The sequence below is a fragment of the Ktedonobacter racemifer DSM 44963 genome, assembly GCF_000178855.1.
Taxonomy (GTDB): Bacteria; Chloroflexota; Ktedonobacteria; order Ktedonobacterales; family Ktedonobacteraceae; genus Ktedonobacter; species Ktedonobacter racemifer.
The window spans coordinates 1508697-1531823 of sequence record NZ_ADVG01000001.1 but is presented as its reverse complement, the minus strand read 5'-3'; the positions used below and the strand labels follow the sequence as shown (position 1 = coordinate 1531823).

The following is a 23127-nucleotide window of genomic DNA, read 5'->3' as shown; positions in this document are numbered from 1 at the left end:
CGGCCTACACATCTAGACCAGGAATCTTCATGGTAATACGCTAATACAGAGAGCTAAGATCCATACGGCCTCACGAGACGTAGGAAATGCATCAAATTTAGACATAAGCAAGAAGGAAAGAATGTAAGTTATTTATCAGAGACTTCCTGAAGGTTTATGGCTCATGTCCACTTTGGGGGATTGAAGAGCTTATCGAATAGTTCCCGTTCAAAAATGTGCTCCGAGAATCGATTGGAAAGACTCTTCAATTATCCGCTGCCCCCAAAGTGGGCATGAGCCACGGAATTCCCAAATTTACACCTTACCAGGCGCTGTACCCTCCATCAACCGATAAAGTGCTGCCGATGGTGAACGTGGCAGCGTCCGAACAAAGGTAGAGAACCGCCGCCGCGATTTCCTCACTGGTGCCGAAACGTCCAATCGGATGCTTGGCGATCAGGTCGTCGCGGGCCTCGCCTTCCTTGCCAACAAAACGATCAACCATGTCGGTCTGAACTGCGCCAGGCGCCACCGCATTCACGCGGATGTTTTGTTTGGCGACTTCCACTGCGATTGACTTGGTCAGACCCTCAACCGCGAACTTCGAGCCGACATAGATGCTGGCAGAAGCCCCACCCACAAGCCCGAACTCACTGCTGGTGTTGACAATCGCGCCGCCGCCCGTTTTCTGCATGGCCGCAACTTCGTGCTTCATGGAGCTCAACACGCCCCAGACATTGATGTTAAACGTGTTTTGGTATTGTTCCTCCGTGACCTGATCCAGCGAACCGACCATCTCAATGCCGGCGTTGTTGAACGCCACATCGAGGCGGCCATACGTTTGTACCGTGAAATCCACGGCTGCCTTCACGTCGGCTTCCTTGGTCACATCGGTATGGATAAAAGACGCCTCGCCACCGCGTTTTTTGATTTCGGCGACGACTGCTGCACCTTCTTTTTCACGGCGTCCGGTGAGAACGACTTTGGCGCCCGCGTCGGCAAAGGCGATTGCGGTTGCCTTGCCGATTCCGGACGTGCCTCCGGTCACGAATGCGACTTTGTTTGCGTATGAATTATGTTCCATCGTCTATCCGCTCATTCTCTGTGTTGGGTGACAGTTCACCCCACATTCTCGTTTGATCGCCACTGCCAGTCTTCTGCTCTTCCAGACCTCTCGGCACAATCCATAGGTTGATGCTCCTTTTACCGGCATCGCTGGAATGTGGGCTTGCTGCTCTGCCGTCAAACGCGGTGTCGCTCCCCTGGCCGGGTTCTTTGCAAGACGACAAGAAGAGTATGTCCAATCGTCACGGCAACGCAGGACTTGTCCCTGGCCTGCATGTCCTCGGAGAGACAGAGAAGTTGCAGGAAGGGAGACGATTCTCTGCTGTTACCTCAACCCCGCCTGAGCCAGGTATGAACCCGCGTGAGGGGGACCTCTTGGAAGTAGTATACTGGAAAGCACTAGTCATCAGTTGGCATCTGCGCCTTTCATTGCTTGACACAGAACCAGATCCGAAAGATTTCACTTGCCAGCAGTCTCTTGATCGCCAGAACCAATCGGTCTGGGGCAGCAAGGGAGCCCCTTTTTTTAGCTGCACTTGATGCTTATTTTGCCGTTTTTTGTGGTAATATGCTCAACATAACCAATAAAGTAGAGCAAAGAACATTAACGGCGGATATCTTTCCGCTTGACACACCAGGCGATGATTCGAGCCTGCACAACGCTGATAACTACCAGTACTCCCCAGCAGAGCAGTAGGTGTTGCACGGCCTGAGCATGCATATTACCATTGACACTTGAGAAGATCGTACTGACAAACGAGAAGTTGTCAACATCAACCTTGTTGGCATGAATACCAGCGGTAGTACCCATGGCCCCCATCCCCCAACGAGCAGCGATGAGGGCGCCGGGTATTTGGAGGAACGTCGGTTCATCTAGATTAAAGATCGCTCCTGAGAAGATGACCTGCGGGATCAGCGCCAGGGAGACGATACTCATGGCGCGATCGTTATTGGGCACGAGTGCAGATATGAGCAGTCCCGTCATCAAGCCTGCGATACCGGTCAGAGCGAGCGAGATATAGATCTCCAGGAACGGCGGTAAGAAGACGCTATTACTATAAGGCGTAAAGAGCGCGATTGTACCAACCAGGACCAGGCTCTGTATCAGGCTAAAGGCGCCCAGTACCACAAACTTGGAGCAGAGGTAAGGCATCAGGCCCAGGTTCACCGAGCGCTCACGGCGATATATGGGTACCTCCTTGACGAGCTCGCGAGCACCATTCAGACAGCCAAACATAATCGAAGCAAACACCATAATGAAAAGGATCTTCTGTGCGTCCTGACCCGATACAGGTAGAATATCGGCGTCCAGTACCTGATCCACGGTCATATTCTTACTCGCAGCAAACTGCTGACCTTGAGGAGTCTTCAAGAAATTGACCAGATAGGTGCAATCGGTTGTCAATGCTGAATGCACATCTGCCGGTTGCACATGCGTCGCGCAGGTCGCGATCTGATTCGCGTCAAACATCCCATGTACCGATAGCCCAAAGAGGAGCGCACCGATGATCGGAGCTTGAAGGACCAGGATTGCCAGATTTACTTTATCGTTATAGATCAGCTCTAGATAGCGGATACACAGCAGTATAAACTGCTTCCACGGATTGCCGTGCCTGGCATGCTTGAGCGTCTTCGCACCGGGATTCTCCTGACTATTCGCGAGGCTCTGGCGCTGCTGCATCGGGACCGCTATATACTTCTGATAATCGGGCGACTGTCTGAATCGGGTCTCCGCCTCAGCTGGGATCTCCGGATTCTCCTCGGTTGGTTCTAGCGCGCTATAGATCTCAGCGAAGTCGGCCTTCCCAAAGAAGTCTCTGGCCTCATTCGGTGGACCAAAGTAGGCGACCCGACCACCCTGGCAGAGGAAGCAGATGTAGTCACAAGCATTGATGTTATTCGTGGCATGCGTCACCAGGACGATCGTATGCCCTTTATCTGCCAGCTTACGCAACAGCATCATCATCTTACGGTCCAGACCGGGATCGAGTCCAGAGGTTGGCTCATCTAAGAAGAAGATACTGGGTTTAGCCAGCAGTTCCAGCGCAATCGAGACACGTTTCCGTTGTCCACCAGAGAGCTTGCTCACCAGCAGGCCACGGCGGAACTGCATCTCAACATCGTCCAGCACCTCATCAATGCGTTCATTGATCTGTGCCTCAGTGAAGTCTTGTGGCAGACGAAGCTTCGCAGCATAGTACAGAGCGCGCTCCACCGTCAGCTCGCGGTGGATAATATCTTCTTGCGGAACATAGCCGAGTTGTGTACTAAACGCTGCCAGATTGGCATAGTAGTCCTGGCCGTTATAGAGGACCGAGCCACTATGTGCAGGGCGCAAACCGTTTAGTGCATCCATGAGCGTAGACTTACCGGTACCGGAACCACCGACCAGGGCAACGAATTTACGTGGCGGGATGATCAGTGAGATATCATCGAGCAGAATAATGTGCTTGTTCCCCTCTTTACGCAGATTGATCGCATCGATACGGATACCCTGGCTCTCATCCTGCTGAGTCAGCTCATTGCCGCTATACGTGAATTTGTAGGGACCGATGCGAATGATATCGTCATTCGCCAGAACCTGGTGGGTATGGACGGGCTCAGTATTTATATAGATATGATTGGCGCTATTGAGATCGACAATACGGTAGCTGCCACCCGGTAGCAGTTCAAGCCGCGCATGATGGCCCGAGATCTGAGGATGCTGGAGGACAACCCGGTTATCGCTCTCACGACCCAGTGTAATGACTGGCTCACCCAATTGAATAGGCGGCATCTGTGGAGCCGGTTCCTGTTCCTCACCGGAACCATCATTATAGATCAGCGATGCAAAGGTACCGTTTTCATCGCCGATGCGGAAGATATCGCCGCGTTGTAATACTCGGTGGAATTGTTCATCACCCTGAATGGTACGGCCCTGAAAGGTCAGACCATTCAAGGTGCGATGGCGCTTCGGATGCGGATGGATCAAAGTCAATTGCTTATTATCACGAATGATTTGTACATGGAAGCTAGAGACGGTCGGGCAATTGATTACGATCTCATTGGAAGGGTGACGTCCGATATTGATCTCTGGGGCAGTGAGTGAGAGCGGACAGAGCTGTTTCTCACGATCGACGTTGGTACTGATCTCAATAGAGGGCAGCCCTGGAATAAAGCGAGCCAGCAAGGTTCGATTACCAGGAGCATTATCATCATTCACGGCTAAAGTTTCGTTTACAGTATCCATCGTCTCTCCCTCAAGCCACATAATGCGGTATACATATTTCACACCTGCTATCATATGTTGTATCTGCTATTACATATTATAATGAAGTGTATTACTTGAGATGAGCTGAATAGATAACTGCTATTTGCCTAAAAGTTTGCCTTCAGATATGTACATCTGCAAAATTTGTAGGATTAATGGTAGCATCTGCTTCCCCAAAAAATGAAACAGCCGAGAGCGCAAGTCTACACTTACTCTCTCGGCTGCTTCTTACAGCGGGCAGTATATTTTTATTTATGCCGTGACCTGCACAGTAGTCCCAACCGGCGCCCAGTTGTAGAGCCAGCCCGCGTCATCTACCGCCATATTGACGCAGCCGTGGCTGCCTGTTACCGTCTGGTCGCTCTCCTCTTCATAATGCTCGCTATTGGTGCCTGGACCAAATTCATTGCGCCAGGGAGCATCATGGATATAGTAGCCGCCACTCGCGAACTCCATCGCATAGCTCACCGTCGTTGGTGGATAATAATAAGGCGAATCCTTACCCCAGGGCGAGATGAACGTCGTCGGACTCTGCTTATTAAAGATGCTAAAATTACCAGTAGGAGTCGGGAGGGCCGGTTGTCCGCTTGTTATAGCAGTCTCAAACACCTCTTCCCCATCCTCATACGCATACAGAGTCTGCTCCGATAAACTAATGACGATAAGCTTGCCTGCTCCATCGGCATGGCTATGCCGTGGCGGCGGACTCATCACTAATAAACTGGCAAGAACAAACGCGAGCATACTAAAGTAAAAAAATTTGTTTACCCGTTTTTTCATTTCAGCCATCCCTTTTGCTTGCGCAAATTTATAATACTTTCTAATAGTGAGTATATAGCACTTTTTGTCAATAAATATTTAAATGTTGTTTCTGCTTTACCAGCAATAAAAGTACCTATAAATAGTAATCGCATCTAAATAGAAAGCGTGATGGGTGGAAAGGCCACAGGCCTTTCCACCCATCACGCTTTCTATTTACTCCATATGCCGCTCATAATCCTGGTAAATATGCAAATAAAAACCCTCCAGGCGCGGCTCTAACTCTTCTACTGTCAACCAGGCTGGCTGCCCCTCGATGCTGGCGCGCAGCTCCCCGCCCACGCGGCTCCCGCGAAAGATCAGGTTAACCGTGCTCAGGCGATTGAAGGCCGGACTACTGATGGTCGCATAGCTAACAATTTCATGCACCTCGACCTCAAGCCCCGTCTCCTCCAGGCACTCGCGTTGTGCCGTCTGCTCAGGCTGCTCGCGCCAGCGCATAAAGCCTCCAGGGAAGGCCGTCTCGCCCTCTGGTCGCTCAACGATCAGAAACTTGCCGTCCTCTTCCACGATCACGCAGACACAGGCAAAGGGCGGGAGGTTGCCACCAAGCCCCACATTCAGCATGTTAAAGAAGATTCCCACAAAGCGCTTCAATGCCAGATAGAACACAAACTCTTACCACCTTCTGGTTAATATAATGGGGCGTGGCAGCCACTGGCCGCCACGCCCCATTATATCATTCACTATGTATTCTTCTTAGCGTCCACTGCTGCTGCGGGACTGTGCGCGGCGTACCAGCGCGTCGGCGGTCACAGCCAGGACCAGGACGATACCTTCGACGATCTCTTTGATGTCGGTACCCTGGCTACGCAGGTCCAGACCATTCTCCAGGCCACCGATGATCAGTGCGCCCAGCACAACGGCCCAGACGGTGCCACGACCACCAAAGAGGCTTACACCGCCGATAACGGCTGCGGCGATTGCCTGCAAGGTCAGCGTCGGGCTGACGGCACTGGCGACAGCCGTGGCGCGCGAGGCGGCGAGGATACCACCCAGAGCGGCAAAGGCCGAACAGAGGGTGAAGACCACGATACGGATGAAGACAACGTTAATACCGGCGCGACGCGCGGCCTCCATGTTGCCACCCACCGCATAGACGTGGCGCCCAAAGCGCGTCTTCGTCATGATGAGCCACATTACCAGGAGCATGCCAAAGAAGATGGCGACGCTATTTGGCACTCCCAGGAAGGTGCCATTGACTGGTCCTGGGGTGTTCTCCAGGACGGCGATTACACCCTCGACGATGACGAAGGGGATCGCGATGTTGGCTACCAGGCTCAAGGTTGACTTCACGCGCAACCCTTGCTGCTTGCGCCGCATTTGCTCAATGATCTGCCAGGCTGCGTACAGGATCAGGATGACGGTTGGTGCGCCAACGCCCAGCCAGTCGGGCAAGAAGCTGAAGGGGGTACCTGCGATAGAGACAATCACCGGGTCATGCACGATCAGGGTTGATTGCCCATTGAGCAGGTACAGCAAGAGACCCGCGTACCCGATTGAACCCGCCAGGGTGACGATGAACGAGGGGACGCGCAATACTGCGATAAAGATGCCGTTGATAAATCCAGCTAACGCACCTACCAGAATGCCCGCCGCCATCGCGACGTAGGGATCTACGCCCAGACGGGTCGAGAGCACACCTGTCACAACCGCGGCAAAGGTACCCACCGCCGCCAACGAGAGGTCGACCTCGCCAAGCAACAGCACCAGGGTCACGCCCAGGCCGTCAATACCAATGTTGACGATCTGTTGTAGCAGGTCCGACAGGTTCGCTGGTTTGAGAAACAGGCCATCTGTGGTGATGGTAAAGTAGGCAACGACAAGTACAAGTGTGAGAATGACCGGGAGAAAACCAAGGTCGCCTCGCAACAGTTGCCCCAGGGACCGCTTCTGTGTATATTCTGCTCGCTCAACACTGCCCGCGGCGCTCGTGCCCCGGGTGTTGGGCTTTTCTACTACATCGCTCATGATTCTTACTTTCCTCCCGGTACGCCGTTGCCGTTAGAGGCTGACTTGCCAAATTCCGCGCCTGTAATGGCGGCAATAACACGCTCGTTGGTGGTGGTGTTAGCGTCAAAGGCGGCCACGCGCTGTCCCAGACGCATGACAATGATGCGGTCTGCGACCTCGAAGACGTCGGCCATGCTGTGTGAGATGACTACAACACCCAGACCCTGCTCGCGCAGGCGCCTGATCAAATTCAGAACCTGCCTGGTCTGCGCGACACCCAGAGCCGCGGTCGGCTCGTCGAGAAGCACGACCTTCGCGTTGCGTAGAATGGTCTTGGCAACGGCGATCGACTGGCGCTGTCCACCTGAAAGCGTGGAGACAATGGCGCGTGCCGAAGGCAGCTTGACGTCCAGGGTGCGCAATACCTCCAGGCTGCGGCGCTCCATCTCAATCTCCGAGAGCACGGTTGCGGTGTTTAGCTCATGACCCAGGAACAGGTTGGAAACCACGTCCAGGTTATCGCATAGCGCCAGATCCTGGTAAACGGTTTCGATACCCAGGCGGTTGGAGGTCTGTGGACTGCTAAGTGTGACCTGTTGCCCGTTGACAAAGACTTCACCTTCGTCGGCCGGCTGAACGCCTGAAATCGCTTTGACCAGGGTCGATTTGCCTGCTCCGTTATCGCCAACCAGGGCCACAACCTCTCCTGGATAAACCTCGAAATCTACATTATTTAGTGCGCGTACCGCGCCAAAATGCTTGCCGATGCCACGCATCTGCAAAATCGGCTGTCCCGCTGGTCTGCCACCGAAGGCCGCTGATGACTCCCGCGCCACTTGATCAGCCATAGAACCCTCCCAAATTGCTCGACTATTATGTTTACTCAGGGATAGACTCCGCTAGAGGCTCTCACCTCGCGGAGTCCATCGTGCACCATCTGAAAGAGGGGAAGAGTGGATAACTCTTGCGAACCACCCACTCTTCCTTGCGTGAGGCTGATTAGCAGATGCCGCCGGTACCCGCGGGCAGACCTTTGCACAGATCGCCTTTGGTGACATAGTTGTCATCAAGTACGGTCTTGACGTTGGTCTTGTCGATTGCGACAGGCTGCTCGAGAACCGAGGGGATCGAGCCACCATCGGCGGTCTTGGTGGTCGCGCCATTGGTGACGCTAGCTGTGTCGGTACCATCAGAGATGGCCTTCACCAGGTCAGCGGTGGCCTGCGCCTCTTTGCTGATGGCTTTGTAGACAGTCATCATCTGGTCGCCCAGGAGGATGTTCTGCAAGCCAGCAACGGTCGCGTCCTGGCCGGTGACCAGTACTTTACCGTTGAGCTGCTTGGCCTTCAGCGCGGCGATGACGGAGTTGGCCATACCGTCGTTAGCGACATAGGCGATCTGGACGTTGTTGTTCTGGGCATTGAGGGCGCCGTCCATCTCGGTGCGGGCCTTGTCATTGTCCCAGGCTGGGGTGTACTGATCATAGACCTTGGTCAATGATTTGGCGTCGACCAGGGGCTGGAGCTTGTTCAGGGCGCCCTGGCGGAAGAGGATGGCGTTGTTGTCGGTCTGGGCACCGTTGATCATGACCAGGTTGGTGCCACTCTTGGTGTAGTTCTTGTAGTGGTCGGCAATGTACTGGCCCTGGATCTCACCAACCTTGACGTTGTCGAAGGAGACGTAGTAGTTGAGGTCCTTGGACTGAATCAGGCGGTCATAGGCAATGACGGGAACGCCACGGGACTTTGCCTTGGCGACGATCGCGGCCGCAGCCTGACCATCAAAAGGAGCGACGACCAGGATACAGGCACCCTTAGTCAGGGCGGTGTCGGCCTGGTTCTGCTGTTTGTCAGACTGGCCTTCAGCATTGTAGTACTGAGGAGCCTGGCCCACTGCCTTCGTGATGGCGTCGGTCAACAGGGGACGGTCCTTGCTGTCCCAGCGGTCGGAGCTGGCAGTCTCGGGGAGTAGTACGGCTACGTTTTTACAACCTTTGCCGTTGGCGGTGCTGCTGCTGCCGGTGTTGCTGCCGGTGTTGCTGCCGGTGTTGCTGTTGCCGCAGGCCGCCAGGAGCATCGTCAAAACGAGCATGGCGAAGAGCGCGTAAAGGGGCTTGCGCTGACGAAATACTTTCATCGCTGAATCTTTTCCTTCCAATTGCTTGTGCTTGGTTCCCTTCCAATGGAAACCCAACTTCATTGAGAGCATCGAATGTTCGCGTGTGCCGTTCATCATCGAACGATAAATGTTTGGGATAAGTCCCTATCCAGGCATACCTGGACACTTACAAAAAAGCGTTCTGCCGCTCATTACCTCCCTTCTTCCGGTACAGTGATATATAGGCGCGTGCGCTTGCCCCCGAATGGGGGTTAGCAGCGCGGCGCCTCAGCCAGGCATCACTTTAGCAGGCTTTACCGCTACACGCACGGCTTCTGCCTCCTTCTGTGTCGCCTGCTCTTCACGCTCCACCAGAATACGTTCCCAGGACTTGAAAAACGGGTAATATATCAAAGCGGAAATCACGAGGTTGACGCCTTGCAGGACACTGCCTCTCCAGTCTCCTCCAGTAGCGATAAACCCGCTTATTCCAACGGGAACGGTGAATGGCTGCATCACGATCGGTACATGCACGAGCCCCAGCGAGAACGCCAGGTAATTGATGCTCACCACGACGATGGGTACCAGGATAAACGGTATCATCATCAATGGATTGAGCACCATCGGCACACCAAAGGTGACCGGCTCGTTAATGTTAAAGATCGCGGGACCCAGGGCGACGCGGCCTATCGTGCGTAGCTGCGACGAACGTGAGCGCAGCATATAGATCACGAGCGGCCAGGTGGCTCCCGATCCACCCAGGTGTGAAAAGATGTGGAAGAATGGCTCGGTAACGATGCCATGCCCTCCTGTGGCATTAGCTGAGATCGTGGTAAGCCAGAATGGCAGGGCGATTGCCGTGACAATGTTCATGCCATGAATGCCTACCGACCAGAGCAACATCATCAGGATGATCTCCAAAAGCGCCGCAGGATAGCTATCCTGCACCACGACCAGTGGCTTGAAGACCTCCATGAGTAATAGCGGGAGTGTAAGCTGCTGTGTCTTCCCATCCGCGATAATCGTATGGGAGCTGATAAACCACTCCAATAACCAGATCACGGTGATCAGGAAAAGTGTGGGTACCAGCGCTTCAAAGGCCCGCTTCACGTTTGGCGGCACCGTCTTGGGGAGGCGAATGGTATAGCGCGAATTGCGAAACCAGTACACCACCTCTGTGGTGGCAATACCCACCAGAATAGCCACCAGCAGACCCTGACCCCCCAGTGAGGGCAGAATCTGCCCCAGTTTTAGCTCATTGAGATCCGTCACTGGCACATTGGCGATCAGAAAGACTACCATGGCCAGGATTCCTGGCTGAACCGCCTCCGTACGCCGGTATTGCGCCAGGCTATGAGCCACGCCAAAGGCCAGGAACAGGGCCATTAACCCGAATGAAAGCTCATACGGCACCAGGATCGCGCCCTGGTACGGCTTCAGCCACTCGGCCAGTGCCCCAATAGGCGGATTGGCGATGATGAGAAACAGGCTTCCCGCGATGATGAGTGGCAGCGTGAAGATAATGAAGGCGTCGCGAATCGCCTGCAAGTAGATACTACTTGCGATGGCCCCCAACGGAGGCACAAAATAGCGCTCAAAAATCTCGCTTAAACGCTCCATTGCCCTGTTCACGCTACACTCATCCTTGGTTAGGTGGTTGTGGTGCTTTCTGGCGACCAGCGGTCGCCAGAAAGCACCACAACCACCTGATTACTCTTCTCCAACACCTGAGAGCATTTGTTGGACCTGTTCAAGCACTGCCTCCCCGTTCATCGTCGCGTAATGAAAAGGCTCGATCATAGCGACTGGCTTGCCAGCCTCATTGGCGATCTTCTCTATGCTCTTACGCAGATGCCGGATCTGAGGCGCAAGCAGGACGATATCGCATTCGTCCACCCTGGACGTATACTCGCCCGCGCTCAATGCCTCAACGCTCAGTGCAAAATGTTGTTCCTGTGCCACCGCTAGCATACTTTCCACCAGGAGGCTTGTTGACATCCCCCAGCTACACACAATCAGGACTTGAACCATACGAAACCCTTCTGCCACGTCGTGTGGATGTTTGGTGCCTGGTGGTTGCTTTCTAGCACACTACGGACCAGGTTGTTTTTCCTACTCTCTATTACTGCAAGTCTCATGCCAATTAGTGTGCTACACACATAGCACACTTCCCCCCCTCCTATCTGTGCATTACTGTGCACCCCAAAGTGGAACGCTCTATAACCATAGGCGCCCGATTTATCGCGCACCTATGGTTAGGGATTGCCTTCCTGCAAATCGGGGAAGCTCCCTTAATTTGAACTATTGGCTACACACAACTTTAACTATCGTATCGGTAAATTCGGATTGATGAATATATCTACCTGGCGTAGAATCCCGACCATATTAAACGCCTCCTCCTCTGGCAGGGTCCGTCCCACCTGGCTTCCCAAGACCTGCCAGGCGCGCCGACACACATCCAGCTCACTCGGATAATGCTTCTGCACACGCTGTCGTACCTCGCTGCTGACCAGAAAGCGCCCCTGATGCCCGCCTCGCTCCAGCACAGTTGCCAGGTGCACAATCAGGCCCGCCAGCACATCAATATCAAAGCTCTCCCCTACCTCGATCTCGATCATCTCCAGCATACTCTCCAGCATTGGAAGCACGCGCCCTGGATTCAGGAAGAGTAGGCGCTCACTCAAGGTGCGCGCGATGGCCTCGAAGAGTTCGCGCCTCCCCTGGAAGGTGGGCGTCGTGCGCCTGGGCTGAGGCTGAAGCAGCGCCGGATCGATGAGCGTGACGCCCAGCAACGTACGCAGGCGTGCGATACCATCGCCAAAGAGCACCTCGGTCAATGAGATAAAGGGGATATGTGGCAAATGTGGATTGATCGTGCCAACGATGCCCACCACCTGCCTATCGCCCACCAGGCGTTGAATCTCGGCCTCCGTTTTGCCTGTGATGTTGATATCCATGCAGATAATCTCAACATCTTGCTCTTGCGTCTCCGGCAGGCGTTCATAAATAATCTCTGCCAGCTTGACGGCGCTTCCATGGCCCGTAATGCAGATCGAGAGGATGACTCGTGACTGGGGCGCGTGCTCCCCATTGTGCCCTGGAAAATTCTCTCCTCGTCCCTCCTCCACCTGCTGTGCCGTCTCCGCCCAACCCCTGGTGTTCCCCGCACCATTCTGCCCTACCTTCTCCTCGCTTGCGACCTGGCTTAAGCTCGCCGCCAGTTGCTCAAGCGAGATATGCTCTCCGCGCCGTGCCCGCCTGGAGGCCTCTACGACCAGGGGTGCGCTGACGTTTGAGACCGTGTAGACCGCGATGCCCGTTCGTTGGGCGATCATATCTCCCAGCGAGAGCAGCGAGGCAAAGTCAACAAGCAGTAGCACGCCATTCCCCTGGTCGGCCTTGCGTACACTCTGTTCGACCTGGTTAAGAATCGTCTCCGGCGTCTGATCCAGGTTCAGCTCGATCGGCGCGACCGAATCAGCTCCAACCAATGTATTGGCCAACTCCGTCAGCCCCGTGGCAATACCGTGTCCATGCGCGGCGATGACGATACCCACGGTCGCATGCTCGACGCTCAGTAGCGTATCTGCATTGGTAAAGAGGAGGGTCAGGACATTGGCCTCGCTGGCTGGTAATGTGATTCCCAGTTCCGCTTGCACGCGTGTCAGGGCCGCCTGCGCGACTGCATATTCGATGGGATAGGTCTGGCGCACCGCTTGCATCCCTGGTACAGCCATTAAGGGCCTCTGGGCCATACGCTCAAGCATACTGGAGAGGTGTAGGGCCAGGACCAGGTCAAGCTTCTCGGGAAAAGCCCGCTGTAACTCTTCCTCCGCGAAGTGCACGACGGAGCGTGCCAGCGAAGAGATCCGTTCATCTACCAGGTGCGCCGCCTGGTTGGGACGTTCCTGGGTGACGGTCTGCGCGTAGTGCTGGAAATATTGCTGGATTTCAAGCTGGAGCAGCTTGGTAATCTCCTCTTCAGGTATGCCGCTTTTACGTAGCGAGGCCAGGCCTGTGCTGATTGAATCGTACAGGTTGCGTGCCGACTCTCCGACTCCATTAAGGCTCAGCCCGCTCGGTGTAAAAATATGCGTTGCCTCCCAGACGGGTTGTTCCCCATCCGTGTCGTGCCGGAGGTCTTTGATACGCAACAGGCCACGCCGCACATGCTCTGGCAGCGTCTCAAGGTGCACATGAAGCTCATGCTGATTATTAGTGCGATACTCCAGGTAGGCGCGTGCACAGATCAACTGTACATCCGTTCTGAGTTGGCCAATATTGCCGGGGCAATCATAGAGTAGTAAGGCCTGCAAGACCTGGGGCGCGACCTGGATGTTGGCGCCAATACTACTACATTCCGCGTTAAAGAAGGCGCGGATCAGCTCATAGCGCTCTCTGGATGTGCGCTCATTCAAGCCCGGGAGCGTAATCACCATCGGAATGCGTCGGCGAAACGTCGGCAGGAGGGCTACGGCAGGATCTTCCGTGGTCGCGGCGATCAACAGCAATGAGGCCTGTCGCTCACGAATATCGCCCAGGCGCCGGAAGCGCTCCTGGTCCATCAGATAAAAGAGCATCTCCTGGCCCTCAGGCGGCAGGCGATGAACTTCATCTAGAAAGAGGATACCCCGGTGTGCCTGCTCGACCAGTCCTGCCCGGTCCCGGTCGGCTCCCGTATAAGCACCCTTGACCACACCAAAAAGATGTCCCATCAACAACTGTGGATTGCCCGCGTAATCGGCACAGTTAAAGCTGATAAAAGGCGCGTCGGGGGAGAACGCGTTATGTTCCAGCGCGAAGCTATGCATCAAGCGCGCAAGCGTAGTCTTGCCTACGCCGCTGGGACCATATAAGAGCGTATGCAGCCCACGTGGTGGATAGAGAATTGCCGCCTTGGCCTGCTGTATCGCCACCTTCAGCCCCTCATGATGCCCGATCATCGTCTCAAAGCTAGTGATGACCGCGCCCAGATCTGCCGAAGCCACAATCGTTTGCGGCCTGCTCAGCACGAGTGGCGAGATAGGAAGTTCTCCTACCGGCTTTGGCACTGAGGCTGCTGCTACACGCAGATCGCGCGCCGCTGGTACCACAGATGCAGCCTTATCTATAGAAGGAGCCTCAGCATCGCCCCTCTCCTTAAGCGCAAAAAGCACAGGACGCCCGGGAATCTTTTCAATCATCCCATCCTGTGCCAGTTGATTTAAATCTCGGCTAGCATTCGTCCGATCAATGCCCGCTTGCTGTGCAACCTCTTCCGCATTGAAGCCAGAATACCGCCTGAGCACGCTATTCTGACCTGGTTGCTGCTGAGTGCACAGGAAGCGCAGAGCCTCCAAGACACGCTCTTTGCGCTGCATGCATGGTCCTTTTTCTCGCCCCCAACCCCCCGCCTGGGGAAACATCCGGAGCAAATAATCTCATAGAAAGTAGAGCTTTTGTAGGCTTGCCCCCTAGTATACAAACACCCCATCGAAAAAGCAAATACCCTTGATCCCTCCTATCCAATGCTCATTTTGTTAACTCTGGTCCAGAAGCGTCCGCAGGCGCTTCTGGACCAGAGTTAACAAAATGAGCACCCACACCTGCACCATTGCAAGCATGTATGCTCATTTTGATGACGTCTTCTAGCACCAGAACGGGCCAGAAGCCGTGATACATGTACCATGCCCAACACCAGGCAGACATGGTAAAGCATGTTTTAAAACATGTCGTAAGGCATGTCTTTTTTTCGCGGCGCAGGATCCGGCGAAGCGCCAGGCGTGCAACATCGCAGAGAGAACGAACTGGAACCCTCAACCCCGTTTTCACGCGAACGCTTCCCCTCTCAATCCCAACCATACCGCCTTTTCAACGCCCAACTTACAAAAGTCGAACATTTGTATTATACCACAACTCGTTCTAATGAAAAAAAGTGAAAGAGGGTTGGCAGCCGGAGGCTGCCAACCCTCTTTCACTTTTTTTCATTAGAACGAACTACTATTCTTTGCCGAGCGCACTGCATCTTTCGAAGTATCGGCGACATCCTGGCCCGTGCTCTTCACGTCCGAAGCCGCATTCTGGCCAATGTTCTTCAGATTGCCAGCCGTGTTCTGTAGAGTACTTGAAGCCTGCTGAGCATAGCCCTTCAGGTTGTCAGCCGTGTGCGAAACACGGTCGCTAATCTGCTGCTTGTACACGGTCAGCTGCTCGTTTTCGGGGAGATAGCCGCGCAGCTCATTTGTGCGCTCACTCACCAGGCGCCGCATCTCTTCGCCCTTCATAGGGGCGACCAGCAGACCAATGCCAACACCAACCAACATTCCCTTGAAAAAGTTATTCATAATCCGCTCTATCCTTCCTTATGAATGAACGTCCGTCTTTTCACTCACCTAAAGCTACAGAATAAGTGCTGAAGCATACTACTAAGATAACGCACCATCTAAGCAATGAGTTTCAATCCCACGCCCCTTTGCGAAATAACTTATATATGGCCTTTATCTCAATAATTTTGTGGGTGAAACCACAAAATTATTGAGATAAACCTCCACTCAGCGTTACCAGCAGCTCCATATAGCTAGCAAAAGCCGCATACGGCCCCACAAAAGGCAGTTCACGCGCTATTTCCTGTAGCCGTGTACCCGTATATCCCTTCTGCCCCAGGTTTCTCAACCAGACCTTAGCCTTCTCCACCCGTGCGCGATCCTCCGTGCTCAATGGCCGCTGCGGCAGCCCCCGCCCATAGTTATAGCGCTGCAATAGCTCTGGATCAAGCAGATAAGATTTCAGCAGGGGCACAATAATGCCATGCACAATGCTCTCGTCCATATAGGTGCGCAAATAGGCCGCCATAAGCCCAGGCTCAGGCGCCTGCGCCTGGCTCATCTGTTGCAGAAGCCTGCCTCGTTCCTCCATCCTGTTCCGCACAGGATGGAGGAGCCGCCCCTCTCTATCTATCCGAACATCATGCAGCGGCCCGATGAGCGTGGCCCCATAGCCCTGACGCCCCACCCATCCCTCTAGCGTCGGCATACGCCGTGCCTGGGGCGTCACCTGACTCTGCCACTCCTGGGCCACCTGGCGCGTAATCGGCCAGCGCAGCCAGGTTCGGGGTGGCGTCACCTGCGAGTCCAGAAATAACACCTCATGCGCCATCTGGAGGACCGCGTCAATAAAGGCCTCCTGCTTCTCGCGCCGATTGCTGCCAATAATCCAGGTATCTATAATACCCGCCTTGCGGTAGGCCTCGTGGCGCATCTGCCACTCCTCGATCTCCAGGGGCGCGCACTGGTATTCCACCGCCTGGCACAGCCCATCCGCGTGGCGCAAAAAGACGTCCGCGATCCGGTTAGGCTCCGGCAACCTCTCCTCCAGCGTTACCTGTGCCTCGGGAAACTGCCCCTTCAACCACCTGGCCAGCACCGCCTTCCCCCGCATATGCTGCACCGACTCCCCCTCCGTGCTCCACGCACACTCTCCCCGCTGGTGCGCGAAATGCGGCTGCATCCGCTTTGCCCCTCCACCACGCAGATGCACCACCCCCCGACAATTAGGGCACTGTAACCGCCTATCCCGCGACCACTCCTGCAATTGTTCCAGTGGCGTCTCGCTCGCCACCACTGTCTGACCCTCCGGTCCATACGCAACCAGCATCGCGCCTACCTCATCTCTGTCAAACTACGGATGTTCTTCTCGCTCCAGGATTTGCTGTACCCATCTTTTTACCTGTACAATTATCTCTTCTCTGCTACTGGTCGGGAGTTTGCAAAGAGGTTTCTCATTGATTAGTTTAAAATCACTCAGTGAACTATCCTCGTTCTGCCCTCTAAGGTGTGCAGAACTGGCGGATGATGGTCTGCATCCAGGGATAATGGTCTCGCAAATGTTCGGTCATGCGGCGTAACACCTTGGCCGTTGTCCACTCTGTCTCTCCATGGATATACACACGAGCGCGCTGTTCAACCGTCAGCCCGCGCAAAAACGCCTCATAATTCATCCCGTTCTCAATCAGCCTGGTGGAAAGCTCTGCCTCGGTTACGGGCGGCATTGCTTCCGGTGGCTGATCGGAGAGACACCCCACATAGTGCGCATCAGCCTGGAGAATATGCTGAAGATGGTCTGTGAGCGACCACTCACCAGGTTTGAATGCGCGGCTCCTTTGAGCAGGCTGTACACCATTGTACAACTCGGCGAGCAGGGCGCGTGCGGTTGCAGCCACAGTAAGGGCATTCGCCATCTCCCGATCAGTTGGAGCAACCAGTTCAGCCTCGAAACACGGCCCAACTCGGTCTGCACGCAAACGTTCCCTGACCACCACGTTGATTGGGGTGATCCCTTCTTCGAGAAAGAGAATCTTGTTCTGCTTTAACCATTCGAGATAGTCTGTGATTGCCTCTGGTGCCTTCTGAATAGCCTCCTCAGCGGTTGGGGCAGCCGATAGGCAACCAGGCAACTCTCGAAAGCTGACCAGGCTCTCCTCTGGCCACTCTTCAACCAGCGCATACAAATCCATCTTTTGTCTCCTTCTACAATATAGAAACGCGTGCTTCAGCAGCGTCGTCCCATCTCGCAGCGTAGCCCCTCGGCTTGATGCCTCTGCCTCATTATTGGTCACTGATTCGTTTTGAAATCGCCCATCTCTTGCGGGGAAAATCGAACAGCCAATTCGCTTGACGCAGCGTAGTATAGCCCAGGATCAAATCCATAGGTATGTCGATATGGGAATTCACGTGTGACAAGTCAACTCCAGCTACTTTATGAGGCGAAAACGCATAATTCCCAATGATAGGAGACGTCATGATGAAGAGAGGCGTTTCCACCTGGGCTCCTGTCGAGTCTGTTCCTTGAGATTGTCCTACTTCCTGAAAAAAAGCGGGATACTTTTTGATAAAGCTCATGTCCGCCAGGGTTATTCCAGCCCCAGTATCCCATACTGCTGCCGCTTCGATCTCTCCGAACCGAAGAGTCACGTAAGGATGAAACTTCTTGTCCAGAATCAGTTCTTGAAAAGGCGAGCTGGACTCTGGTTCATCTTGAATGACAACCCTCTGTTCATCAAATAAAAAGTGGCAGCAAGAGTCTTTGAGAATATCCATCCCGATCAAATTTGCTCTCACAGAGGGATTTGCTTCCACACAATTGAACAAAACGTCGTGTTTGCAGATCGGACCAAGCTCGATCATTGGGATCCGAATCAACTCCAGGTGGCCTGCTGCAAAAACTCCTGATGAGTCCCTCTTCTCGATGCAATCGAATGTGGATGTATAATCGTCGAAGGTAATGCTGCTTGTCGCTGCACCAGTATCAAGAAGAAAACGGTAAGGGGAGCCGCCAATTGTTCCATCAACAAGGACTTCGGCAGCATCGACATCTTCTTCATCCGGCTTGATAATCAAATCGAATCCGTTCATGTTACCTCCTCGCTGGTAAACGCTCGCCAATGCCGAGCATTCTTCGTCTCTCCAAGAGCCTCTTGCAAGATCTCTAGTGTACGTGCGTAGCGCCCCCCCCCTCGCCCAGCATTTGTTAACCCTGTTTCACCATCTCCACCAGCGTAGGCGCATACGCCAGCGTAGCCGCGTACGCAAGTAGCGCACTGCTCTCATGAGTTTGTATCAGTCTATATACTAATATATCGCAAGCAATGACCCTATAGTGCTCCCCTGGAAGACACTCTTCGTAGTAGCGTTGTCGTCATATAGTGCACACGACAACTGTGTATAGACACAGATACCAGAACAAGGAAAAGACATGAAACACTCCGTTCTACGGAAAACTCTCTGTCTGGCCCTACTCAGCACTGCCGTTGCTATCGCCTTAGTAATGACAACTTCAACAAGCACCTCCGCAGCTACTCTCACAGCCACGAAGGTGCAGACCCCCATAACCGTGAACATAGCTAACCGCGATATACCCTGGGGGCCTGGCTGGGGAGGAGGCTGGCGCGGCGGTGGCTGGGGTTGGCGAGGCGGCGGCTGGGGAGGAGGCTGGGGCTGGCGCGGCGGCGGTTGGGGACCCGGTTGGGGAGGCGGCTGGGGCTGGCGAAGTAGTTGGGGACCCGGTTGGGGAGGCGGCTGGGGCTGGCGTGGCGGCGGTTGGGGACCTGGCTGGGGAGGTGGTTGGGGCTGGCGCGGCGGCGGTTGGGGAGGCGGCTGGGGAGGCGGCTGGTAGAGACAAGCCAATGCAAACCATCACCTGGCGTGACACCCCTAAGTCACGCCAGGCGCTAATACCACACTCGACAAAACTCCATATTTCCTCCTATCAAGCTACTCAATCGCGCTGAACCGTCTCCCGGAATAGCGACCCCTGCCCACATAGGCGATCCCCACGACAAGCAACGCGATCCAGCCAGGCAGATTGACGAGAAGCCTGATCCAGGGCTCCCAGGCATCACGCGTCAGAACAAGCAATTCTATTTGCATCACTAGCAGCGGAACAGCCAATCCAAAGCTAATCAGACGCGTCTGCCTGAAAAACACAAACACCAGCATCATCAATGCCATCAGAATAAAGACCCCCACCGTAAGGAAGAAAAGCCCCAACCCGGGACCCAGCTCCAGATGGTAGGACAGTACCAGTATAAAGACAACTGACCACAAAAAGAGCACAATACCCGCTATAAAACCAAACCACCATTTAGAATCATGTATCATAAATACTCTCCCTTCTTGCTTTGCAACACTACAATCCAATGTCTTGACCTCTTTCAAGTATAGAAGCAACATGCGAAAACAAAATGGTGCAAATGCTCTATTTCTGATTGGCGATGCGACCCCTCACTCCCCTCACACTACCAGGCCCCTCCTGCCGGGTGGCTGCCCTCCCTCGTGCGCCCCACGCCCAGCAGGAGAAAAAAGGTAGTGCCCCTGCGCCCCCGAATGGGGGTAGAAGCACTATCTTTTTCTCCTGCATGGGCGTGGGAACTGAGCAACCAACCCTTAACTTCATGCGTATGGATGTGCCCTTCACTCAATTTCTTCAATATTTCCTCTTTTACTTGACGAACCCGCTCCCGGTTAGGCATACTATAAATATATATTGCATAAAATATATTATTCTGCTCCTTCCATCTCTATGCATCGTGAAAACGTCTCTCTACACTTCCTATGGAGGCTTACATGACGAAACACGACCAGCAGACCTACACCAACCTCTTCGCTCGCCCCTTTATGCCCTTTACGGGCCTGAATGACCTCGTCCAGCCCTCGCCCATCACAAGCACCTGGGCCCATTTACAACTTGCTTCCCGCTGGCCTGACGCTCCTCAGCGGCGAATCGCGTTCCGGCAAAACCTCACTCGCTCTCCAGCTCATGCTTAATGTCACGCAGGGTCAGTCTTCCTTCGCTGGCGAGGCTCGCGATGACTCCCAACCCTTCAAATCCACTCGCGGCCGTGCCTTCTACCTCGGCCTCGATCACTCTCTGCTCCGCCTTCATGAACTTCGCTCGCGCCTGTTGTCGGCCCAACCCGGCACTCCCCCACCCAACAATCTCTCCTTTACCAATACCTGGACTCCTCTCACGCCCACCGAGGGTCTACATGAGCTTCAAAGCCGGCTTACTAACTATCCCGATACACGCCTGCTCGTGATCGATAACCTGGCCTCCCTTTGCCCCCTCTACAAAGGCAATGACCGCGAACTACTCGCCCTCCTGTGCCGCCTCGCTGAGCAGCAAGATATCAGCATTCTCGTTCTCCATACCTGTAAGCGTTCCTCCTCCCTGGCGGCCTCCGTTGATCATCACCTCCATCTCAAACGCCTTCCCGTCTCCAACTACTATCATCTCGATGTACTCGGCTCCTCGCTTGCTCCCTTCTCCCTCACCCTGCATTGCCCAACCTCTCACATTCATTTCCGTCATGCCTCCCTCGAAGAGAATCTCGCCCTCACAACACTCAGCGCCCATAAAACTCTCACCCCCGAACGCCTCACCATCCTCCATCTTATCCACACCTGCGAAGACCCCCTTTCACCCGCCCAGGTCACAGCCGCGCTTGGCCTCGACTACACCTGCGTGCGCCAACTCCTCAGCAAAATGGCCCGCGCCAACCTGCTATATACCACCTCTCGCGGCCACTATACCCTTCACCCCTTCATCAAGCCTCTCGTCCCCGAACTCCTGGCCCAGCATCCCCACCAGCCCAAATTCGAGATCGCTCACATTCTCCTCACCCCCGATTCCGAAGACACCCACTCCTCCAACCCCTCCGACACCCACTCCTCAAACCCCTCAGACACTCCCGAATCCTCTCCCGCCAACACCCCCCATTCCACCCAAACTCCTGACACCACCACCAATCTCGCATCCCAAACCCGGATCGCTCACAACCTCACCCCCCATTCCCACACTTTGTCGATCACTCAAAATGGAAATGCCTATCCTGACTAATGTGATGTGCAAGTTGGTGCAAACGGAGTCCAGGGGCAGCGCCCCTGGCGGGGTTCGGGGTGTCCCCGAAAAAATCTTTTTACTTGTTTTGTTTGCCGCCGCAGGCGGCAAACAAAACAAGTAAAACTTAATCTTGCCCTCAGCAAACAGACATGCTATCCTGTATGCCTGTACGGCCGTGCTCGTTGTTTGTCACGCCTGGGCTAAGAGGTGTGTTATGCTCGATCTAAACACTATTCCTATTATCGATAATCATTGCCATCCCTTCCTGCTTCAGCAGCGGATGGATGCTCAGACTTTTCGTGGCTACTTCAGCGAGGCGACACATCCCAGCTTTGCCCAAAAACATGTCTCGCATTCCGTCTACTACCTCTGGTTTCTGCGCCAGGCGGCAGCCTTCTATGACTGCAAGCCGCTTGAGGATGAGATTATCGCGGCCCGTTCGCGCCTTGCTGGTGACGATTTGATGCACTGCCTCTTCACGGATGCGCATATTGAGGCCCTGGTGCTCGACTCTGCCTACCCACCGCCCGCGACCTGTTATGCTCCTGAGCAGATTGCCAGTCAGGGAGGCGTCCGGGTGGCGACCCTCCTGCGCCTGGAGATCCTGATGCAAGGTCTTATTCAGGCCCATACCGATTTCGATGAGGTAGTCGCGCGCTATCGCGAAACGGTGCGCCATGCCCGTAAGCTTGGTTACAGTGGCCTGAAGAGTATCGTGGCCTACCGCACAGGCCTGGAGATCGCGGAATGGCCAAAAGATGAGGCGGTCGCGGCCTTTAAAGAGGCCCGCGCCCAGGCTACCCAACATGGCGAGCTACGCTTAATGCACAAGCCCCTGCTCGACTATCTCTTACATCAAGCCTTTGAGCTGGCGGCGGAGCAAGAGCTTCCAGTGCAGTTTCATACCGGATATGGCGATGGCGATACCGATATGCGCCTGGGCAATCCGCTACACCTGCGCGCCATCTTCGAGCGAGGCGACTATCAGTGTATGCCCATCGTCCTTCTGCACGAAAGCTATCCCTATGTGCAGCTTGGGGCCTATCTGGCCGCGATCTATCCCAATGTCTACTTTGATCTCTCGTATACCATTCCCTTTGTCGAAAAGCTCGAAATGCTGGCCTTCACCCGCCAGGCCCTGAGCATCGCGCCCGCCAGCAAGCTGACCTATAGCTCTGACGGTATCAATGTCCCTGAAATGCTCTGGGTGGGTGCCAAACGCGCCCGTACCATCCTGGCCCAGGTCCTGCAAGAGATGATCGACGCCGACGAACTAGACACATCCCAGGCCCAGCACCTTGCCCGCCTGATCCTGCACGACAACGCCGCCCAACTCTATTTCAGCACTTGACCCAGGGGGTGCAGGGGTTCTCCCCTGCCGGGGTGTGGGGTGTCCCCATCTTCACTCTCTTCCCCCCAACTCTATTTCAGCACTTGACCCAGGGGATGCAGGGGTTCTCCCCTGCCGGGGTGTGGGGTGCCCCCACCTTCACTCTCTTCCCCCCAACTCTATTTCAGCACTTGACCCAGGGGATGCAGGGGTTCTCCCCTGCCGGGGTGTGGGGTGTCCCCACCTTCACTCTCTTCCC

General features: G+C 54.6%; 19 protein-coding genes. 4 read left to right on the top strand and 15 right to left on the bottom strand.

Features of this window, described 5'->3' with window-relative positions; translation table 11 throughout:
- Positions 1 to 301: 301 nt before the first annotated feature.
- The 14 genes from KRAC_RS06710 to KRAC_RS06640 form a co-directional block, all read right to left on the bottom strand.
- Positions 302 to 1063: a glucose 1-dehydrogenase gene (locus tag KRAC_RS06710; RefSeq protein WP_007905470.1), complete on the bottom strand. Its 762-nt coding sequence runs from the start codon at positions 1061 to 1063 to the stop codon at positions 302 to 304.
- A 585-nt stretch (positions 1064 to 1648) separates the two neighbouring features.
- A complete protein-coding gene (locus tag KRAC_RS60965; protein ID WP_052568040.1) occupies positions 1649 to 4273 on the bottom strand; it encodes an ATP-binding cassette domain-containing protein in 2625 nt (874 codons plus the stop codon).
- Positions 4274 to 4546: 273 nt separating this feature from the next.
- Positions 4547 to 5074 carry a L,D-transpeptidase gene (locus KRAC_RS06695; RefSeq protein WP_007905467.1) on the bottom strand — a complete coding sequence of 176 codons (528 nt, stop codon included), beginning with the start codon at positions 5072 to 5074 and terminating at the stop codon, positions 4547 to 4549.
- Between the two features lie 195 nt (positions 5075 to 5269).
- The gene (locus tag KRAC_RS06690) at positions 5270 to 5725 is read right to left on the bottom strand and encodes an NUDIX hydrolase (RefSeq protein WP_007905465.1); all 456 of its coding nucleotides are present in this window, start codon (positions 5723 to 5725) and stop codon (positions 5270 to 5272) included.
- Positions 5726 to 5812: 87 nt separating this feature from the next.
- Positions 5813 to 7084 (bottom strand): sugar ABC transporter permease, encoded by a 1272-nt coding sequence (locus KRAC_RS06685; protein ID WP_007905464.1) that lies wholly within the window; start codon positions 7082 to 7084, stop codon positions 5813 to 5815.
- A 5-nt stretch (positions 7085 to 7089) separates the two neighbouring features.
- On the bottom strand, positions 7090 to 7914 hold the full coding sequence (locus KRAC_RS06680; RefSeq protein WP_007905463.1) for an ATP-binding cassette domain-containing protein: 825 nt from the start codon (positions 7912 to 7914) through the stop codon (positions 7090 to 7092).
- Positions 7915 to 8065: 151 nt separating this feature from the next.
- A complete protein-coding gene (locus KRAC_RS06675) occupies positions 8066 to 9301 on the bottom strand; it encodes an ABC transporter substrate-binding protein (protein WP_007905461.1) in 1236 nt (411 codons plus the stop codon).
- Positions 9302 to 9451: 150 nt separating this feature from the next.
- The gene (locus tag KRAC_RS06670; protein WP_040442029.1) at positions 9452 to 10783 is read right to left on the bottom strand and encodes a PTS sugar transporter subunit IIC; all 1332 of its coding nucleotides are present in this window, start codon (positions 10781 to 10783) and stop codon (positions 9452 to 9454) included.
- Between the two features lie 90 nt (positions 10784 to 10873).
- On the bottom strand, positions 10874 to 11194 hold the full coding sequence (locus KRAC_RS06665; protein WP_007905457.1) for a PTS sugar transporter subunit IIB: 321 nt from the start codon (positions 11192 to 11194) through the stop codon (positions 10874 to 10876).
- 293 nt (positions 11195 to 11487) lie between these two features.
- Complete coding sequence (locus KRAC_RS06660; protein WP_007905456.1) at positions 11488 to 14523, bottom strand: sigma-54-dependent transcriptional regulator; 3036 nt, start codon at positions 14521 to 14523, stop codon at positions 11488 to 11490.
- Positions 14524 to 15129: 606 nt separating this feature from the next.
- Positions 15130 to 15486 (bottom strand): YtxH domain-containing protein, encoded by a 357-nt coding sequence (locus KRAC_RS06655; RefSeq protein ID WP_007905455.1) that lies wholly within the window; start codon positions 15484 to 15486, stop codon positions 15130 to 15132.
- Positions 15487 to 15673: 187 nt separating this feature from the next.
- Positions 15674 to 16795: a competence protein CoiA gene (locus KRAC_RS06650; RefSeq protein WP_007905454.1), complete on the bottom strand. Its 1122-nt coding sequence runs from the start codon at positions 16793 to 16795 to the stop codon at positions 15674 to 15676.
- Positions 16796 to 16967: 172 nt separating this feature from the next.
- On the bottom strand, positions 16968 to 17654 hold the full coding sequence (locus KRAC_RS06645) for a type II toxin-antitoxin system HicB family antitoxin (RefSeq protein ID WP_007905453.1): 687 nt from the start codon (positions 17652 to 17654) through the stop codon (positions 16968 to 16970).
- A gap of 91 nt (positions 17655 to 17745) precedes the next feature.
- Positions 17746 to 18552: a retropepsin-like aspartic protease gene (locus KRAC_RS06640; RefSeq protein ID WP_007905452.1), complete on the bottom strand. Its 807-nt coding sequence runs from the start codon at positions 18550 to 18552 to the stop codon at positions 17746 to 17748.
- Positions 18553 to 19091: 539 nt separating this feature from the next.
- Between KRAC_RS06640 and KRAC_RS74440 the strand changes: the two genes are divergently transcribed.
- A complete protein-coding gene (locus KRAC_RS74440) occupies positions 19092 to 19427 on the top strand; it encodes a hypothetical protein (RefSeq protein ID WP_040442025.1) in 336 nt (111 codons plus the stop codon).
- Here KRAC_RS74440 and KRAC_RS06630 read toward each other — a convergent pair.
- Positions 19411 to 19797 carry a hypothetical protein gene (locus KRAC_RS06630; RefSeq protein ID WP_007905449.1) on the bottom strand — a complete coding sequence of 129 codons (387 nt, stop codon included), beginning with the start codon at positions 19795 to 19797 and terminating at the stop codon, positions 19411 to 19413. The genes KRAC_RS74440 and KRAC_RS06630 overlap by 17 nt on opposite strands.
- A 465-nt stretch (positions 19798 to 20262) precedes the next feature.
- On the opposite strand from KRAC_RS06630, the gene KRAC_RS75595 reads away from it, so the two are divergent.
- From KRAC_RS75595 to KRAC_RS06615, 3 genes are all read left to right on the top strand, one after another.
- Positions 20263 to 20463, top strand: a complete 201-nt coding sequence (locus KRAC_RS75595; RefSeq protein WP_040442023.1) for a hypothetical protein — start codon at positions 20263 to 20265, stop codon at positions 20461 to 20463.
- Positions 20384 to 21535 carry an AAA family ATPase gene (locus tag KRAC_RS06620; RefSeq protein ID WP_244421974.1) on the top strand — a complete coding sequence of 384 codons (1152 nt, stop codon included), beginning with the start codon at positions 20384 to 20386 and terminating at the stop codon, positions 21533 to 21535. The genes KRAC_RS75595 and KRAC_RS06620 overlap by 80 nt, the downstream gene beginning before the upstream one ends.
- A gap of 217 nt (positions 21536 to 21752) precedes the next feature.
- Positions 21753 to 22889, top strand: coding sequence for an amidohydrolase family protein (locus KRAC_RS06615; protein ID WP_007905447.1), 1137 nt, complete (start codon positions 21753 to 21755; stop codon positions 22887 to 22889).
- The last annotated feature ends 238 nt before the right edge of the window (positions 22890 to 23127 follow it).